The following is an 18,002-nucleotide window of genomic DNA, read 5'->3' as shown; positions in this document are numbered from 1 at the left end:
AACTGGGCATAAAGCCTTTGCTTTGAAAGCAAAATTTTACATTACAAATTTGATTTTTGAGATAGGCACGGAAACATATAATAACCCACGAACAGATTGGGCCATAAACGATAGAACAGCAGATAAACCTACAGATAAGAGGCAACAGCCAATAAAAGAGCTGTTTCCTTAGGCCAGCTGTGTATGGACCTTATATTGCCATCTCCACCCCAACACTTCGCATATCAACCTTAAAACCATGAGTAAAGGCCCATATCTACTGACATAAACAATCATAAATCTCCTTTGTCTCTCCTCGGCCAAAGACAGCAAAATGCCCCTCCCGGCGATTCCATTCCAAGACGTGTGTATAATCAGCGCAAAGAGGAGTCGAGAGTGTCCCAAAATCGCTTTTTACAAGACTGGGCTTTACCCATTCTGGTAGGCCTGGCCATGGCGGCCTTGCTGTTAGTTATATTCCCGCAATTGCGTGGCACTGCTCCAACCCCCAAAGGCGGAGATTGGCAGGGCCCCGTATCCTATGCCCATGCAGTCAATGTTGCAGGACCTGCTGTGGTTAACATTTACACCCGTATGGCCCTGCCCCAGCGACAGCACCCACTATTTAATGACCCCCTTTTTCGCCGTTTGTTCGACAATATGAACGTTCCCCAACGGGAAAGGATGCAATCAAACTTGGGATCAGGAGTTATCGTTAGCGACAACGGTTACATCCTTACCAATCACCACGTAGTGGATCAGGCAGACGCCATAGTCATTTTATTAGCCGACGGCCGCGAGGCCCAGGCCCGCATGGTCGGTAGCGACGCTGACTTTGACCTAGCAGTTTTGAAAATTGAACTCGACGGACTCACTTCTATCTCTGTTGGTGAGCCAGAGTCAGCCCAAGTGGGCGATGTCGTTCTGGCCATAGGCAACCCTTTCGGGGTCGGGCAGACGGTCACCCAGGGGATTATTAGTGCCAAAGGGCGTCACTTGGAGAACTCAGGAACCGGCAGCCATCTGCAAAACTTCCTGCAGACGGATGCCGCTGTCAATCCCGGCAACTCCGGTGGAGCACTGGTAGACTCCCGCGGTCGCCTGCTCGGGATTAACACCTCTATCCTCAATCAGTCCGGCTACTCCGGTGGCATTAGCTTTGCAATTCCCGCTAATATCGCCTTCAAAGTTATGCAGGATATTATCGCTTATGGTCGTGTGGTGCCGGGGTGGCTCGGGATCGAAGCCAGTGCCATCAGCCCACAGATGGCTCGCGAGTTCAAACTCTCTTCCTCAGGCGGAGTCATGATCACCGCAATTTACAACGAAAGCCCGGCCCATAGTGCAGGCCTCAAGCCAGGGGATGTGATTACCCATATTGATGGCCTGCCAATTGGCGATGGTAAGCAAGGTGAGGCAACTATGGCTACACTCCGCCCCGGAGATACCATCTCGATCACTTTTACCCGCGAAGGTGCCTCCCACACAGTGGAAGCAACAGTTTCTGTGAAACCAGAAACCACTACGACAACTGAGTAACCATTGGAAGGTGCAAATATGCGTGCAGCCATTCTGTTTATTTTTCTAGCCCTAGTTGCTGGGCAGACTCAGGCCGATGACCGCAAAGATTTACAGAAACTCCTAGACAGCTTTATTGCTGGTGCCGCTAATAGTACAGAAGTCCATAAACGTTTTTGGGCCGAGGACCTGATCTACACAAGCTCATCGGGCAAACGCTTTGGTAAGAGCCAAATAATACAGGGGATGGAAAGCAGCTCAACTGAACCTGTAACAACAAGCTACGCAGCAGAGGATGTAGATATCCGCTTACTGGGTGACACTGCCGTAATTGCTTTTAAGCTGGTGGCCAATGATACCTCTAGCAAGGAAACCAGCCACTTCTTCAACACAGGCACTTTTGTGAAACGAAATGGCGAGTGGCAAGTGATCGCCTGGCAAGCCACTAAGATCCCGACTGAGAGCTAAATGCCATATGAGGCGGTCAAAAGAAAACCGCCTCTTTCAATTCAGGTTAATTAACCACTTGCTTATCACGCCAATTCGCACGAACTTTTGCCATAAACTTGGATTCACTAGGAACACCTGCATTCGCAATTAACCCACGAGCAAATGCCTCCACCTCCGCCCTATTCCTCCCCACTCCGGCAAAAGAAGCACGAACCTTGATAAATTTATCCTTGCGCACAAACAGGTAAGTGTGTGTGTCAAAACGCTCCCCATCTGCTGCAAGGAAATGACCGGAAAGACGTGTTACCGGAGTCGCCTCTCCATGAACACTCCAGATTTCAGAAACCTCTTCACCGAGATCCAGGGATTGCCAACGCGCCTCCCTTTCAACTAGAGCCAATTCCCGCCGAATCCTTTCGACCTCTCGAATTTGCGCTGACTTTGGGTCTTCCCAATTCCAGTTAGGTATCGGATAAACGAAAACATCCACAGAGTCAAAGTGAAACTGACGGTGCACATAACGAGTTTGCGCACCATAAAGGGGATGATTAGCCAGAACTAAAGGATTGCTTACATACTCTCCTACTGACTCCGGTAAATTGAGAGTTTGGTGATAGTCACTGGCCTCTATCGTTTGGAAAAGTAACTCTGGGGCCATGACCTGATCTTGCTGCAAGCGAGATATCAACTCTGATGCAACTGCCTTTGCAAGATCCCGATCGGCCTTTCCGGCTGGGGTGAGTAGACTTATTCTTGATGTAAATGGAATTTCAAACTGATAGCGCCTTAATGGCAGGCCGTGCCAGGTGAGTGTTGCATCAATATGTATATCACGGCTCGTACTCAAGGGAGCCAGCATCATCGTTGCACCTGCGATTACGGCCCCACCGATATCCTCTGCTCCCTCCTCCAAATATCCAGCTGAAGTAATGAGCAGTTGGTACGGAACTTCATCTTCACCCAGCAGGACCAAATCAAAAATGCCCGAACTCTCGAGCTCCCTGTGCAACTCCTGATAATCAATCACATCGAACTGGCAGTGCTTAAGAAGAGATCCATTGGCAAACTCATCACAGCGCCGCTCAAAGTCTGGCTCTGGTATTTTGGCAAACAAAGTGACAGGCGGCAGACTCTGTGGGTCCTGCATATAATCGGCAACTACGAAGTCATTGGTTGTCGCACAGGCGACAACCAGTAATGCGACAAAGCACAGAAGTGTTTTTTTCATCTTATGCCTTCCGACAAACTATTTGCACAAGAGGGCAAGCTGGCAACTTAACGCTTTACCCGATAGATGGCCGAGCGCGCATGGGCCTCAAGGCCTTCACCACGAGCAAGAGTAGCGGCAACACGGCCGAGTTTATCGGCGCCCTCAGGAGAGCAATAAATAACAGAGCTGCGCTTTTGGAAATCATACACACCCAGTGGCGACGAGAAACGTGCAGTTCCACTGGTTGGCAGCACATGATTAGGACCCGCACAATAATCTCCCAAAGCTTCAGCAGTATAGCGCCCCAGGAAAATTGCACCGGCATTGCGAATTTGTGGGAGAAGGGACTCTGGATCTGCCACAGAAACCTCAAGATGTTCAGGAGCTATGCGATTGGAAATTTCCAATGCTTGCTTCACAGAGTCAACCAGTATCAAAGCCCCACGATCAGCGAGGGACTTAGCCGCAATTTCTGCTCTTGGCAGGTCGGTTAACTGGCGCTGCAGGGAGGCCTCCACTGCGTCCAGGAATGCCACATTCGGGCACAACAGAATCGACTGGGCCTGCTCATCATGCTCAGCCTGAGATAGAAGGTCCATAGCGATCCAATCGGGATCGGTAGCACCATCACAAATCACCAATATCTCCGAAGGGCCCGCAATCATATCAATGGCTACATGACCAAACACCGCGCGTTTAGCAGCGGCAACGAAAACATTGCCGGGACCCACTATCTTATCCACAGCAGGAATTGTCTCAGTGCCATAAGCAAGAGCAGCTACAGCCTGAGCCCCACCAATGGTATACACCCTGTCAACACCTGCGATTGCCGCAGCTGCCAGAACCAGATCGTTAAGTACCCCCTCAGGAGCGGGCACTACCATGATGACGGAATCGACGCCCGCAACCTTCGCCGGAATCGCATTCATTAATACGGACGACGGGTAGCTGGCCTTACCACCGGGTACGTAGATACCAACCCTCTCCATCGGCATAATTTGTTGGCCAAGTACAGTCCCATCAGCCTCGGTATAACGCCAGGATTCCTGCCGCTGATGCTTGTGATATTCACGCACTCGCTGTGCGGCAGTCTCCAGAGCTTCACGCTCATCAGCACCAATACGCTCAAGTGCTGCAAATAAATCGGATGAGTCAAGTGCAAACTCTTCCGCCAAGGTTAACTCGCGACTGTCAAAACGATTGGTATATTCGATGACGGCAGCATCACCACAATTGCGTACTTGCTGGAGTATCTCCGCAACAGTCGCCTCAACGCTCTGACTAGCCACCGTCTCCCAGGACAGAAGCTGCTTCAACTCTGTATCAAAATTATCAGCGGTGGCATTCAGCCGGCGAATACTCTTTTTAGTCATGATTTCCTAGACTTTTTCACTTTATGCAACTGCCGCTGCCAGCTTCTCAATCAAGTTGCTGATAGGCTTGTACTTCATCTTCATGGCTGCCTTATTGACAATCAGACGGCTACTAATATGCGCAATAGTCTCACGAGCCTCCAGGCCATTGGCTTTCAAGGTATTTCCGCTATCGACAATATCTACAATCTCATCAGCCAGGTCCATTAGTGGAGCCAGCTCCATTGCACCATATAATTTGATGATATCTGCCTGACGCCCCTTGGCAGCGTAATGGCGCTTGGCGCTCTCCACAAACTTAGTTGCCACTTTAATCCGACCGCTAGGCAAAGTTGCACCCTTCACACCAGCAGCCATGAGGCGACAACGAGCAATTCCCAAATCCAGAGGCTCATAGATGCCATCTGAATGATGCTCGAGCAGGGTATCCTTACCAGCTACTCCCATATCCGCAGCGCCATGCTGCACATAGGTAGGCACATCGACACCTCGAAGAAGTAACAGGCGAATACCGTCACAGTTGGTTGGGAAAATCAATTTACGACTCTTGCCAAGGTCCTCCAGTGGCTCCAGCCCTGCAGCAGCGAGCAATGGTAGGGTTTCTTGCAAGATTCGCCCCTTGGTCAGAGCGATAGTGATTTGCATAGTCATGATAAGGCCGGATTATTTTCTGGCAGCCGCCTCAAGAAAAGAGGCGGCGAGTTTCCCTTTAACCGGGTACGCGGCGAATATTCGCCCCCAGCTGCTGTAATTTTTCCTCAATACATTCATAGCCACGGTCAATATGGTAGATACGATCCACAGTAGTAGTACCCTCAGCCACCATACCCGCAATTACCAGACTGGCCGAGGCACGCAAATCAGAGGCCATTACAGGAGCCCCTTTAAGCTTCTCCACACCAGTAACAAAAGCAGTATTACCTTCCAGGGTAATATTGGCTCCCATGCGGTTTAACTCATGCACCTGGATCAAGCGATTCTCAAAAATGGTCTCAACCACTGCTCCTTTACCTTCAGCCACAGCATTCATCGCAGTAAACTGAGATTGCATATCTGTGGGAAATGCCGGATAAGGTGCCGTGCGAAAGCTAACAGCCTTGGGGCGATTCCCCTTCATATCCAGCTCAATCCAGTCATCCCCACAACTCAAGTGCGCACCAGCTTCCTCAAACTTAAGCAATACGGCATCAAGAATATCAGCACGAGTGTGCAATAAACGTACTTTACCCCGTGCAGCTGCAGCAGCCGCCAGAAAGGTGCCTGTCTCAATGCGATCGGGCATGACAGTGAATGTACAGGGAGCTAACTTTGGAACTCCGTGAATACGTAAAGTATCAGTGCCTACACCCTCAATTTGCGCGCCCATGGCGATCAGGAATTCTGCCAAATCGACAATCTCGGGTTCCCTCGCCGCATTGTGCAGAACGGTTGTACCTTCCGCCAACACCGCGGCCATTAGCAAGTTCTCAGTGCCGCCCACAGTCACTTTTTCCATGACGATATTGGCACCTTTGAGGCGGCCGTTGGAACGCGCACGGATAAAACCACCGTCAATTGCGATTTCGGCGCCCATAGCCTCCAGCCCCTTGAGATGGATATCTACGGGACGGCTACCGATAGCGCATCCCCCGGGAAAAGACACGTTTGCCACCCCGTGGCGAGCTAATAATGGCCCCAACACGAGTATTGATGCCCGCATGGTTTTTACCAGTTCGTAGGGTGCTGTCAGGTCATTGACTGAACGGGGATCTATCTCTACACCTAGCTTTTCGTCAATTGTGACATCACAACCCATGCAGCGCAGTAGGGTGATCATAGTGGTGATGTCATTAAGGTGCGGCAGGTTGTGAATATGTACCGGGCCATCTGCCAACAGGGCAGCAGCCAAAATAGGCAGCGCAGAATTCTTCGCGCCGGAAATTCGCAGTGTACCGGATACAGGGCTGCCGCCCTCTATTATTAACTTATCCATTCGGTCTCATATTTCGGGAGTCGCTGTTTTCACAGTGACAGGTTAACGACTGGCTTCTTCTGGAGTAAGTGTCTGCATCTGTACTGCATGAAGAGTACCATCGGCAATTTTTTCATTGAGCGCTGCATAAACAAGCTGCTGCTTTTTTAGGCGGCTCAAACCTTCAAAGGCACTACTGACCACAGTTACCAGCAGGTGACTGCCTTCAAAAGTGACATCGACATTACTCTCGGGAATATGACCCTCAATCAGGGCTTTGATTTCATCTGGTTGCATAGGCGGGATTTGCGTTGAGTTAAAAAACAGCACGCAAGTGTACTTGAATCGGGGAAAGCGCGCAGCTGCGCGCCCCAAGTTCGCTAACTAGCTCACCTTATCGACAACATCTTCACCAGCAGACCAGTTGGATATGACCTTGTCGATATCACCGTAGGTCTGCATGGACTGGGCAAACTGGCTGCGAAAAGTTTTGCCCAGATTGACGCCATTCAGAATGACATTAATCAACTTCCACTGTCCCGCACGATTACGTACCAGGGTATAGGATACTTTGGTGATGCCTTCTTCACTGCGCACTTCCTGTAAAACATTAACCCGATTTCCAGAGGGAAGGGTTCCAGGATTGACAACTTTCACGTCCAAATTACCAAAATTTGCCACACCACGTGCGAAGGTTGCCACCAGGTCACGACGGAATGTACTGGTGAAGCGGGAGCGTTGCGTCGCCGTGGCCTGCTTGGCATAACGCCCCATAACACCACGCGCAATAAAATCAAAATCCACCACTGGGTCCAGAACGCCCTCAACCGCACTGTAGTATCTCTGGGGGTCAGAATTAGCGTACTGAGAATTTGTCTTAATTACACCCAGCAACTTTTGGGAAACCCCCTCGATCATGTTATAGGGATTTTGGTTGGCGTGTGCCACAGGAGCCACAGCAGAAACCACTACCGCGAAGAGTAAAAAACTAAGCCACCGGGAAAAATCGTACCGACCAGCCCAAAATGATGTATTCACAAATAATCTCCAATTAGCAAATCATTCCTTGGACGCACATGGCTTTAATAAGTGCCATGACGATGCCACTGCCCTTAAGTCCCATAGGAACCCCTGAGGCCTTGTCGATCGTCCTTTGAGTGACAGAGCTGACAGCAGCGGCGGCAGACTATACCATGGCCGCGCCCGGAGTTGTGGCGGTGTGCGAGCGTGTCATTTAATGCCCCTGAGCCAATTTCTGAACTCTTACAGAGCCAGCCATCCGCTAATAATATAGATTAGCACGACAACAGCCGTGACCTGGTCAAAGCCACCGGCGCCAGAGCCTGGCAAGTGAATTTAGGCGCCATAGGCGAAGAACTACTTTGACCAATACCCCCGACAAACAAAAGTGCTTAACCAGAGGTACTCAATGACCCAAGATTTAGTATTACAAGCAGGACGGCGTACCGTTCGCATGGAGGTGGAAGCCGTTGCTGAACTGGAAAAAAGAATCAACGGTGAGTTTCAACGCGCCTGTGAAATGATTTTACAATGCCGTGGACGCGCTATTGTTACCGGCATGGGGAAATCCGGGCATATCGGCCGTAAAATGGCGGCCACACTGGCCAGCACAGGCACCCCTAGCTTTTTCGTTCACCCAGGCGAGGCCAGCCATGGGGACCTGGGAATGATAACCCGCGACGATCTGGTAATTGCCATCTCCAATTCAGGCTCATCCGCAGAGGTGCTGACTCTGCTTCCATTGCTGAAGCGACTCAGTATTCCAATGATCAGTATGACGGGTAAAAGAGACTCCCCCCTTGCCCAAGCGGCCGACGTCAACCTGGACATTGCTGTACAAACTGAAGCCTGTCCCCTGAATCTAGCCCCCACCTCCTCAACGACTGTCACATTGGTGATGGGCGATGCCTTGGCTGTAGCCTTATTAGAAGCCAGAGGCTTTACTGCAGAAGACTTTGCGTTCTCCCACCCAGGCGGTGCCCTGGGAAGACGCCTGCTATTAAAAGTAGAAGATGTAATGCATGCAGGTGATGAGTTGCCCCAGGTACATACTGATACTTTGTTATCCCAGGCCCTATTAGAGATGACCAGTAAAGGCTTCGGAATGACAACTATTGTCGACCCCAAAGGAGAACTTCTCGGAGTTTTCACTGATGGTGACCTACGCCGTGTTATTGACCAAAAAATAGAGTTGGACATAGCCACTATGGAACAGGTGATGAGCCGCCGACCTAAAACAGTCTCAGCTGATACCCTGGCTGCTGAAGCTTTGAGGATCATGGAAGACTACAAAATCACTGCACTGGTCGTAGAAGACGAAGCACACTTCCCAATCGGCGTATTACATATGCACGATATTCTCCGCGCCGGAGTAATCTGAGATAATCAAAAGTTACTGAGCGAAAAAATATCGCCCATCACAGCATGTAAGGAATACCCGGTGATTTCTGAAAAAGAATTGAATTCTGCACTTAAAAAGGTGCGCTGGTTGGTCTTGGATGTGGACGGAGTCCTAACCGATGGCAAACTATATTTTGACAATAGTGGTAATGAGCTCAAGACATTCAATACACTGGATGGACATGGAATTAAAATGCTGCAGAACTCTGGAGTGAGAGTAGCCATCATCACAGGCAGGCGCAGCAGCGTAGTCGAACGCCGCGCTCATGACCTAGGTATTAAAAAGCTGATCCAAGGCCGGGAAGACAAATTTGCAGCACTAAAAGAGCTACTCGCTGATGAGCCCTGTCGCCTTGAAGATATTGCGTATATCGGCGATGACTACCCGGACCTGCTGGTGATGACGCATATTGGTTGCCCTATCGCACCCCCCAATGCTGCTCCTCCTGTGAAAGACCGCGCCTTGTGGATAACCAGTTCCCGAGGTGGCGAGGGCGCTGTCCGTGAAGTCTGTGATCGCATCATGCTGTCCCAGGGTACTTTTGACGCAGCCTTAGCACCTTATATCGGAGAGCAGTGATGCGCACCTGGTTGCCACTTTTATTTGTGGTAGCGCTCATCAGCGCAGGACTCTGGTTTTCCGAAAGCCCTCCGGAGCAGTTGCTGGGAATCCGTCCAACGCCTCAACAACAGGGCCGTGCTGCCGATTTGATAATCCGCGATGCCAAAACTCGTCATTTTAATGAGGAAGGAAATCTAGCCTACCGAGTTGATGCAGAACAAATTACCTATTACCAGTTCAAGCGCCGAGACAGGGCCGAACTCACCGAGCCTCGAATGCTTTTCTTCCAGGAAGACCAGCCGAAGTGGCGCACTGAGTCCAGGCAGGGAGCAGCATATAACCGTGGTGAGCGTGTTGTTTTAAGTGGTGATGTAGAAATTGATGAACTCCCTTCTCCTGGTGGTATCAAACTGGAGACATCAAGCATCACTATTTTGCCAGATAAGGAATTCGCCGAAACAGACAAAATTGTTACTATTAGCTCGGGTCCTAACCAGACTAAAGGAAAGGGAATGCGCGCATACCTGAATGAAGACCGGGTGGAAATCCTATCCGATGTAAAGAGTAACTATGATCCCAAGTAAACTTTGCCACTACCTAGTCAAGAGTTCCGCGTTCACCATGCTTCTGATTGCGACGTCAATGGCAAACGCACTCCCCGAAGACCGCCAACAGCGCATTAATATTAGCTCGGATGCGATGAATGCGGGTTTAAGCAGCAACCTAGTGGTTTATAACAATAACGTAGTGATAACCCAAGGCTCTTTAAAGATAGAGGCGGACCGAGTAGAGGTTTATTTCACCCCGGAAAAGGAAATCAGTCGTGTTATTGCCTTAGGCAAACCTGCACGCTTCCAACAGAAAATACTGGAAGGCGAGAACCCGATAAAAGCACGGGCTCAGCGCATCGAATATGCAGTCGCCTCTGAAGAGCTACAACTTACCGGGAAGGCCTACGTAGATCGTGACGGCAACACCTTAACCGCAGAGAAAATTGACTACGACCTAACTACCGAACAAATGAGCGCCCAGGGTCAAGCTGGCAAACGGATAGAGATGATCTGGCAGCCAGAGAAAAAAGATGGAAGCCAGACTCCAAGCAACGACGGCAGCCAGTAAAGACATTACCCAGAGTCGTAAAAAGTAAAGATTTCATCTATCACCCTCTTCACCGGCGAGCGTTTGTGCTCGCAACATGGACAGATTTCGGTAAATACTATGCCAACGCTGAAGGCGTTACACCTAGCCAAGCAATACAAGAAAAGAAAAGTCGTTCAGGACGTATCCGTCAGTGTCTCTAGCGGACAGGTCGTCGGCCTCCTCGGGCCTAACGGTGCAGGTAAAACCACATGCTTCTATATGATTGCTGGCCTGGTCCAGGCTGATGCTGGTCAGGTATTGATCGATGATGAGGATATAACCCGGCTATCCATGCATGGCCGCGCCAGAAAGGGAATTGGCTACCTCCCCCAGGAAGCCTCTGTTTTTCGCCGCCTATCCGTTCGGGATAATATCCTAGCCATCCTAGAAACCCGCAAAGACTTAACCCGCGCCGAGCGCCAACAGCAAGCACAGGAGCTACTCCAGGAGTTCAATATCACACATATTGAAAACAGTCTGGGAATGGCCCTCTCTGGCGGGGAGCGCCGTCGGGTAGAAATTGCCCGCGCCCTAGCAACAAACCCCAGCTTCGTACTGCTGGACGAACCTTTCGCTGGGGTGGACCCTATTTCCGTCAATGACATCAAGGAGATAATCCGCCATTTGCGAGATCGTGGAATCGGCGTCTTAATTACCGATCACAACGTGCGAGAGACGCTGGATATCTGCGAGACTGCCTATATCGTTAGTGAGGGTCATATTATTGCAGCGGGCACTCCAGATGAGGTGCTGGCCAACCAGCAGGTACGCGAAGTCTATTTGGGACATGAATTTACCATTTAGAGACAGATCGCTACATTTGTCACCAGACATCTTGAATATTGACAAAATTAATCGCCGAAAGAGCTACTTAACAATAAGGCAGCCAATCTAACCGGCATGCTTATTGCTTGTAATACTTTTTAGGCCGGGGTAGTCTGCGCCATCTGAGGTTATTTATACCTCCATGTGATCTCAGCCTGCAGCACCCCAATATGAAGCAGTCTCTTCAACTAAAGCTCGGTACCCAGCTGACCATGACACCTCAGTTGCAACAGGCAATACGCCTATTGCAGCTTTCGACTTTGGACTTACAACAGGAAGTCCAAGCCGCCCTGGATAGCAACCCGATGCTGGAGGCTGAAACTGACGAAATAGCTTCCAGCGCAGATATCTCAGAGCTACAAGCGGAGCCTATTAACGAACAGGCCACCCCCCCTACTGAGCATACCGTAGAGGAGCGGGATCTCATCGAGAGTGACTGGAGTCAAAGCATTCCTGAAGAGCTTCCCGTAGATTCACGCTGGGATGACGTCTACACCAGCCACAGCGGTAGCACCGAGAGCGAAGACCCCAGTTTTGAGCGCAATACCTCTACGGACGGTCTACAGGATCACCTGCGATGGCAGCTCAACCTGACCACCCTCTCCGAGCTGGACAAATCAATCGGAGAAAATCTGATAGATGGCATAGAACCTAATGGTTTGCTATGCACACCTCTTGATGAAATTGCAAACTCCCTTTCTGTTGGGGAGGATGAGGTGCTTGCTGTGCTCAGGGCTATCCAGCAATTTGAGCCTGCTGGGTGCGGAGCGCGTAATTTACAAGAGTGTCTATTACTGCAGTTAAAGCAGCTCCCCAGTGAGACTCCATGGTTAAAACAGGCCCAGTGTATTATCCAGCGCCACCTTGACCTTCTCGGCAAGCGGGATTTCCGTCAGTTAAGTCGGCGCACACGTCTAAATGAAGCCCAACTGGGCGAGGTCATCCGGCTGATCCAAACCCTGAATCCTAATCCAGGTGAGAGATTCGCTGAGCAGGAAGCCACCTATGTGACCCCGGATATTATTGTTTCACGTAGGGAGCTAGGCTGGCAGGCAAACTTAAATCCGGAGATCACCCCCAGAATTCGCGTTAACAGTCACTATGCCTCCATGGTTAAGCGGGCAGACAACTCCAGAGATAACAACTTCCTGCGCGACCACTTACAGGAGGCACGTTGGTTTTTAAAAAGCCTACAGAGCCGTCACGAGACTCTGCTCAAGGTCGCCAATTGCATCGTGGAAAAACAGCAGGGATTCTTTGAAGAGGGACCTGAGGCCATGCGCCCTATGGTACTGGCGGATGTAGCTGAAGCCATTGGCATGCACGAATCTACTATTTCCAGGGTAACCACTCAAAAGTACATGCTCACTCCTCGCGGAACTTTTGAGTTGAAATACTTTTTCTCCAGTCATGTAAGCACTGATTCTGGCGAAGACGCCTCTTCCACTGCTATTCGTGCATTAATTCGCAAACTTATAAATGCGGAAACGCCTCGCAAGCCCCTTTCAGATAACAAAATCACCCAGGAACTGGATCAGCAAGGCATTAAGGTAGCGCGACGCACTGTAGCAAAATACCGGGAATCCATGGGAATTCCCTCTTCCAGTGAGCGAAAACGCCTGGTCTGATCCACAAATATGATTTTTAGACCAACTTAAGAACCTGGGTCACAAACTCGTTGGCACCACACTTCACCCCTCTGCAACCAAACTCCAAACTTTGAGTGTATCCTTCCATTCTGGGCCACTTCCTAGTAGGGTTGCGACCCGAAAGGGAGACGTGCCGGTATGTGATGCACCCGATTAGGAGAAATCCATGCAGATCAACATTAGTGGTCACCACGTCGATGTTACCTCACCAATGCGCAGCTACTGCGAAAGCAAGCTGGAGAAGCTCTCTCGGCATTACGACAATATTACTAACGCTCAGGTTATCCTATCCGTCGAAAAATTGATCCAAAAAGCAGAGGCCAGAGTACATATAAATGGTCACGACCTCTGTGCCGGCTCGGAAGACAAGGATATGTACGCGGCCATTGACGCTCTGACTGATAAGCTGGACCGCCAACTGAAGAAGCACAAAGAGAAGTTGCAGAACCACCGCTGAACTATGACACTGGAAGCTTTACTCTCTCCCCGCCTGAGCCTTTGCCATCTGGCGGGGAGTAGCAAAAAAAAATTATTGCTCAATATTGCCCAGGCTATTGCCGAACAATACCCGCAACATGACTCCGATACCATCTTCAACCAATTGATTGCCCGAGAACGCTTGGGATCAACTGGAATTGGGGAGGGGGTTGCGATCCCCCACTGCCGTCTGCCTGGTTGTGAAGAACCAATTGGCGTTCTCTGTACCATTGAGCCTGCAATTGATTTTGACGCCATCGATCGCCAGCCTGTTGATTTGTTATTTGTTCTACTAGTCCCCGAGGATGCGGAACAGCAGCATTTAGAAACTCTGGCCGAGATAGCAGCGCTATTTTCCAATAGCGTAGTAAGAGATAAGTTACGCCAGGCCAAGACCAGCGACGAACTCTACGCACTTGCCATAGATAGCGCTGCAGCCGCGTGATCCAGGTAGTGAACCAGCCCATGGGTAAACTGAAGTTAAATGCTAATGTTGATGACAACCACTCTGTCACTATCAATCACAATGCAGTTATTTTAAAAATCAGTGATACACAGACCTTAGAAAGGGGACACCCATGCGCTTGGTTATTATCAGCGGCCGTTCTGGTTCCGGAAAAAGCTCTGCCCTTCAGTTATTAGAGGACGAAGGGTTTAACTGTATTGACAACCTACCGACCAGCCTGCTACCAGAACTGGTCAAAAGGGTTCACGAGCAACCGGCAGAAGGGGATACTCAGCTGGCTCTTGGCGTCGACGCCCGAAATCTTTGGCAGGATATCAAACAGGCCCCACGGGTAATTGAATCCCTGCGTGCAAACGGCGTAAAGTGCGATGTTATTTTCCTCGACGCCCGTGAACCAGTGTTAGTTCAGCGCTTCAGTGAAACCCGGCGGAAACACCCTCTTAGCAATGACTGCACCCACCTACTAGAAGCACTCAACCAGGAAAAGGAACTACTCACACCGATCTCTGCGATGGCGGACATGGTGATAGACACCAGCAATCTCAGTTTGCACGAGCTACGTGGACTCGTGAAAAACCGGGTAGTAGGTGAAAAGTCAGAGAGCATGGCAATCCTTTTCCAATCCTTTGGCTTTAAATACGGGGTTCCCGTAGATGCGGATCTGATATTTGACTTACGCTGCCTGCCAAACCCTTACTGGGAGACAAGCCTGAGACAGAAAACCGGCCTGGACCCCGAGGTTGCCGAATACCTACAAGGCCACCCTGAAACCGGTAAAATGCAGGCGGATATCACCAGCTTCCTGAATAACTGGTTGCCCTCCTACCAAAAAAGCAATCGCAGTTATACCTGCATCTCCATTGGATGCACTGGCGGTCGCCACCGCTCTGTATATATGGTGGAGCAGTTGGCCAAGATTTTTTCAAAACAGTTTAATAACGTTCAGATCCGGCATCGTGAGCAGAAGTAACATCCAATTAACTTAGACGCACTTATGCAAAAACAGCGCCTCACCATTATCAACAAGCTCGGTCTACACGCCCGCGCAGCCAGTAAGTTCGCCCAGACCTCTGCGCGATTCTCTGCAGATGTCAAAGTACACTGCCAGGGCAAATCAGTCGACGGAAAGAGTGTAATGGCGCTTATGCTGCTAGCCGCTGGTAAGGGAACGGAACTTGAATTGGAGATTGAAGGCCGTGACGAAGACGATGCAGTGAGCGCTATTAGTGATTTGGTATCAGAACGCTTTGGCGAAGCCGAGTAGTTTGCAAAAATAGCCCCCTCTAGATAGAGTCCCGCCATGGGCATAAAATCGCCACTTATCCCAAGCGACCTCAGCCCGCAATCACCGCTAAGTAGTAAGGATTAGTCGTGTCCAGCCCACCTCAAGCCGAAATTAAATTCCGCGCCCAAAATCAGCTCAGCGAGCTATTTGCCGCGCTCGATAGCGGCACTGGGCAGGAAGTCCGGCGCATGCTCAAAACCCTGACCCCCCAGAGCATAGCCCAGTTACTAGAAAGCTCCCCTCCCCGCATTCGCCAGGTACTATGGAATTTAATTGAGCGAGATGTAGAAGGTGAGGTACTCCAAGAGCTGACAGATGAGGTGCGCAGCCAGATCCTCGACACCATGGATACCGAGGAGATGGTGGAGATTATGGAGGGGCTGGATGCGGATGATATCGCTGATATCCTCCAGCAACTTCCCGAGCGTGTTGTCTCGGAAGTTCTCTCCTCTATGAGCGAGACCGACCGACTGCGAGTGGAAAGTGTTCTTGCCTACGATGAGAACACCGCCGGCGGCCTGATGGATACCAATACCATCTCTGTGCGCCCTAACCTTAGCCTAGATGTGGTTCTTCGTTACCTGCGTCGCCACGAGCAACTGCCAGAATCCACAGACAGCTTATTCGTAGTAAATCGTAAGGGACAGTACATAGGGTTACTGCCACTATCAAAGCTACTGACTACAGATCCATCAGTAACAGTTCGCGAGGTTGTAAATACCGACGTAGAACCTATCCCTGCAGATATGCGCGACACCGAAGTTGCCCGACTATTTGAGAAGTACGACTGGATCACCGCGCCAGTGGTCGATGAGGATAACCGCCTGTTGGGCCGCATCACAATTGACGATATTGTGGATGTAATTCGCGAAGATGCCGATCACTCACTGATGAGTCTGGCCGGCCTTGATGAAGAAGAGGACACCTTTGCCCCGGTAAGGCGTACGGCTCGAAGGAGAGCTTTGTGGCTGGGCATAAACCTCCTAACTGCCCTGCTCGCATCCTGGGTTATCAGCTTATTCCAAAATACCTTGGAAAAAGTGGTGGCACTTGCAGTGTTAATGCCGATCGTTGCCAGTATGGGGGGCGTTGCTGGCAGCCAAACTCTCACAGTAGTCATCCGGGGCATGGCACTCGGACAGATTGGTAAAAGTAACCTGAACTGGCTACTCTCCCGCGAGCTGGGCTCAGCTGCCCTGAATGCCTTACTCTGGTCACTGGTTATGGGGGTTATTGCCGCACTCTGGTTTAGCGATATCACTATCGCCATTATCATTGTCGCAGCTATGGTAATTAACCTGCTTACCGCCGCATCGGCGGGCGCAATATTACCTGTAGCCTTGCGAGCTATGCGTATTGACCCAGCGCTGGCAGGTGGCGTAGCCCTGACTACCATCACCGATGTTGTAGGGTTTATGTCTTTCCTCGGCCTTGCCACCTGGTATTTTGGCTGAGACGTGAAATATCCCAGTGGCACAATGCCTCTGGTTAGAGCAAAATCGGGAAAGCCCCGGTTAACGTGCGGAATTTGAGATGTACGAAAACGATGATTATGAGGATGACCTGCCAAAGAGTAAAACTCAGGTCAAACAGGAAATGCACCAATTACAGGAGTTGGGCAAACAACTGACTGAGCTATCTAAGGCCCAACTTGCTGAAGTACCACTGGATGAAGATCTGCGCGATGCCATAGATACCATGGCACGAATCAAATCTAACGAGGCCCGCCGCCGCCAGATGCAATTTATCGGCAAACTTATGCGCAGTAGCGATCATGAAGCTATTGAGGCAGTTTTGCTGAAATTCAAAGAGCGGGACCAACGTCACCTGCACTTCGATAAAATGGCAGAGGATTGGCGCAAGCGCCTGCTTGAAGGTGGGAACAGTGCCCAAGGTTCTTTTTTTGATCAGTATCCGCAAGTGGATCACCAACAGTTGCGTCAGTTGGTAAGGGACTCCCAAAGAGAGGTTAAAAACAATAAGCCCCCCACAAATCAGCGTAAATTGTTCCGCTACTTACGCGACTTTTTTATGCAGGATACCTGATACCCCAGAGTAGCTGCCCGGGGTGGTATTTCTCCCGCCCCGAGTCCCTCCCAGCTTACCAAGCCACCATCCCAGAAAGACCTTTAGCAACAATCGCTAATTATTGCTTGTTTACAGTCGCTGGCTCAAAATCTAAGGCAAGGGAGTTCAGGCAATAACGCAGTTGTGTCGGTGCCGGACCATCCTTAAATACATGTCCCAAGTGCTCCCCACATTTTGACAGCACTTCTGTACGGCGCAGGCCCCAACTAAAATCGTCTTTTAAGACTATATTTTGCGGATATGCCACATCCCAGAAACTGGGCCAGCCGGTACCTGACTTATATTTGTGCTTTGAGCTGAACACCGGCAGGCGGCAACCAGCTGTTACATAAGTCCCCTCTTCCTCGTTGTAGAGTAACTTACCAGTAAAGGCTCGCTCAGTATCCTTTTTCCACAGGACCTTGTAACGATCCTCAGGCAGAATCTGTTTCCACACCGATTTGGGAATCTGTTCCAGCCCCTTACCTTCGGAGATCCTCTCCTTGGCCTCTCCTACGGTCATCGTCTGGATACGCTGGTCATCGGCCTCGGAGCATGCCGATAATGCCACGGCTACCACCAACAGGGGGCCGAGTATTTGAGATTTCGTCATTTGCAAAACTCCATTC

The 18,002-nt window shown here is 50.3% G+C and carries 21 protein-coding genes; 14 read left to right on the top strand and 7 right to left on the bottom strand.

Translation table 11 applies throughout. The features are described 5' to 3' along the window. The first annotated feature begins 375 nt into the window (after positions 1 to 375). Positions 376 to 1,518 (top strand): S1C family serine protease, encoded by a 1,143-nt coding sequence (locus tag G367_RS0107995; RefSeq protein WP_020412595.1) that lies wholly within the window; start codon positions 376 to 378, stop codon positions 1,516 to 1,518. Between the two features lie 18 nt (positions 1,519 to 1,536). Further along, complete coding sequence (locus G367_RS0107990) at positions 1,537 to 1,965, top strand: nuclear transport factor 2 family protein (RefSeq protein ID WP_020412594.1); 429 nt, start codon at positions 1,537 to 1,539, stop codon at positions 1,963 to 1,965. A 46-nt stretch (positions 1,966 to 2,011) separates the two neighbouring features. Here the strand turns inward: G367_RS0107990 and G367_RS0107985 are convergent, their stop codons facing one another. From G367_RS0107985 to G367_RS0107960, 6 genes are all read right to left on the bottom strand, one after another. Then, complete coding sequence (locus G367_RS0107985) at positions 2,012 to 3,175, bottom strand: hypothetical protein (protein WP_020412593.1); 1,164 nt, start codon at positions 3,173 to 3,175, stop codon at positions 2,012 to 2,014. Positions 3,176 to 3,222: 47 nt separating this feature from the next. Next, positions 3,223 to 4,530, bottom strand: a complete 1,308-nt coding sequence (gene hisD, locus G367_RS0107980) for a histidinol dehydrogenase (RefSeq protein WP_020412592.1) — start codon at positions 4,528 to 4,530, stop codon at positions 3,223 to 3,225. Between the two features lie 21 nt (positions 4,531 to 4,551). After that, positions 4,552 to 5,181, bottom strand: a complete 630-nt coding sequence (gene hisG / locus G367_RS0107975; RefSeq protein WP_020412591.1) for an ATP phosphoribosyltransferase — start codon at positions 5,179 to 5,181, stop codon at positions 4,552 to 4,554. 58 nt (positions 5,182 to 5,239) lie between these two features. Continuing rightward, positions 5,240 to 6,502 (bottom strand): UDP-N-acetylglucosamine 1-carboxyvinyltransferase, encoded by a 1,263-nt coding sequence (gene murA, locus G367_RS0107970; RefSeq protein WP_020412590.1) that lies wholly within the window; start codon positions 6,500 to 6,502, stop codon positions 5,240 to 5,242. A 42-nt stretch (positions 6,503 to 6,544) separates the two neighbouring features. Next, positions 6,545 to 6,778, bottom strand: coding sequence for a BolA family protein (locus G367_RS0107965; RefSeq protein ID WP_020412589.1), 234 nt, complete (start codon positions 6,776 to 6,778; stop codon positions 6,545 to 6,547). Between the two features lie 87 nt (positions 6,779 to 6,865). Continuing rightward, complete coding sequence (locus tag G367_RS0107960) at positions 6,866 to 7,519, bottom strand: MlaC/ttg2D family ABC transporter substrate-binding protein (protein WP_020412588.1); 654 nt, start codon at positions 7,517 to 7,519, stop codon at positions 6,866 to 6,868. A gap of 391 nt (positions 7,520 to 7,910) precedes the next feature. Between G367_RS0107960 and G367_RS0107955 the strand changes: the two genes are divergently transcribed. The 12 genes from G367_RS0107955 to yjgA all read left to right on the top strand — a co-directional run bounded on the left by G367_RS0107955 (position 7,911) and on the right by yjgA (position 17,352). Further along, positions 7,911 to 8,882, top strand: a complete 972-nt coding sequence (locus G367_RS0107955; protein WP_020412587.1) for a KpsF/GutQ family sugar-phosphate isomerase — start codon at positions 7,911 to 7,913, stop codon at positions 8,880 to 8,882. A 60-nt stretch (positions 8,883 to 8,942) separates the two neighbouring features. Further along, positions 8,943 to 9,482 (top strand): KdsC family phosphatase, encoded by a 540-nt coding sequence (locus tag G367_RS0107950; RefSeq protein WP_020412586.1) that lies wholly within the window; start codon positions 8,943 to 8,945, stop codon positions 9,480 to 9,482. Next, the gene (lptC, locus tag G367_RS0107945; protein WP_020412585.1) at positions 9,482 to 10,048 is read left to right on the top strand and encodes an LPS export ABC transporter periplasmic protein LptC; all 567 of its coding nucleotides are present in this window, start codon (positions 9,482 to 9,484) and stop codon (positions 10,046 to 10,048) included. Before G367_RS0107950 ends, lptC begins: the two co-directional genes overlap by 1 nt. Positions 10,049 to 10,106: 58 nt before the next feature. Continuing rightward, complete coding sequence (gene lptA, locus G367_RS0107940; RefSeq protein WP_245556673.1) at positions 10,107 to 10,583, top strand: lipopolysaccharide transport periplasmic protein LptA; 477 nt, start codon at positions 10,107 to 10,109, stop codon at positions 10,581 to 10,583. A 99-nt stretch (positions 10,584 to 10,682) separates the two neighbouring features. Further along, entirely contained in the window at positions 10,683 to 11,408 is a 726-nt protein-coding gene (lptB, locus tag G367_RS0107935) for an LPS export ABC transporter ATP-binding protein (RefSeq protein WP_026304998.1), read from the top strand. A gap of 191 nt (positions 11,409 to 11,599) precedes the next feature. After that, a complete protein-coding gene (locus tag G367_RS0107930; RefSeq protein ID WP_020412582.1) occupies positions 11,600 to 13,057 on the top strand; it encodes an RNA polymerase factor sigma-54 in 1,458 nt (485 codons plus the stop codon). A gap of 187 nt (positions 13,058 to 13,244) precedes the next feature. Then, positions 13,245 to 13,535: a ribosome hibernation-promoting factor, HPF/YfiA family gene (gene hpf, locus G367_RS0107925; RefSeq protein ID WP_020412581.1), complete on the top strand. Its 291-nt coding sequence runs from the start codon at positions 13,245 to 13,247 to the stop codon at positions 13,533 to 13,535. A 3-nt stretch (positions 13,536 to 13,538) separates the two neighbouring features. Beyond that, positions 13,539 to 14,000, top strand: coding sequence for a PTS IIA-like nitrogen regulatory protein PtsN (gene ptsN, locus G367_RS0107920; protein ID WP_020412580.1), 462 nt, complete (start codon positions 13,539 to 13,541; stop codon positions 13,998 to 14,000). Positions 14,001 to 14,133: 133 nt separating this feature from the next. Further along, positions 14,134 to 14,991, top strand: a complete 858-nt coding sequence (gene rapZ / locus G367_RS0107915; RefSeq protein WP_020412579.1) for an RNase adapter RapZ — start codon at positions 14,134 to 14,136, stop codon at positions 14,989 to 14,991. 24 nt (positions 14,992 to 15,015) lie between these two features. Beyond that, positions 15,016 to 15,285 carry an HPr family phosphocarrier protein gene (locus G367_RS0107910; protein ID WP_020412578.1) on the top strand — a complete coding sequence of 90 codons (270 nt, stop codon included), beginning with the start codon at positions 15,016 to 15,018 and terminating at the stop codon, positions 15,283 to 15,285. A 107-nt stretch (positions 15,286 to 15,392) separates the two neighbouring features. Then, positions 15,393 to 16,760 (top strand): magnesium transporter, encoded by a 1,368-nt coding sequence (mgtE, locus tag G367_RS0107905; protein ID WP_020412577.1) that lies wholly within the window; start codon positions 15,393 to 15,395, stop codon positions 16,758 to 16,760. A gap of 79 nt (positions 16,761 to 16,839) precedes the next feature. Continuing rightward, a complete protein-coding gene (yjgA, locus tag G367_RS0107900; RefSeq protein WP_020412576.1) occupies positions 16,840 to 17,352 on the top strand; it encodes a ribosome biogenesis factor YjgA in 513 nt (170 codons plus the stop codon). A 100-nt stretch (positions 17,353 to 17,452) separates the two neighbouring features. Here the strand turns inward: yjgA and msrB are convergent, their stop codons facing one another. After that, entirely contained in the window at positions 17,453 to 17,986 is a 534-nt protein-coding gene (gene msrB / locus G367_RS0107895) for a peptide-methionine (R)-S-oxide reductase MsrB (RefSeq protein WP_020412575.1), read from the bottom strand. Positions 17,987 to 18,002: the final 16 nt, after the last annotated feature.

The organism is Microbulbifer variabilis ATCC 700307 (assembly GCF_000380565.1).
GTDB lineage: Bacteria > Pseudomonadota > Gammaproteobacteria > Pseudomonadales > Cellvibrionaceae > Microbulbifer > Microbulbifer variabilis.
This window is presented reverse-complemented; position numbering and strand designations above follow the sequence as displayed.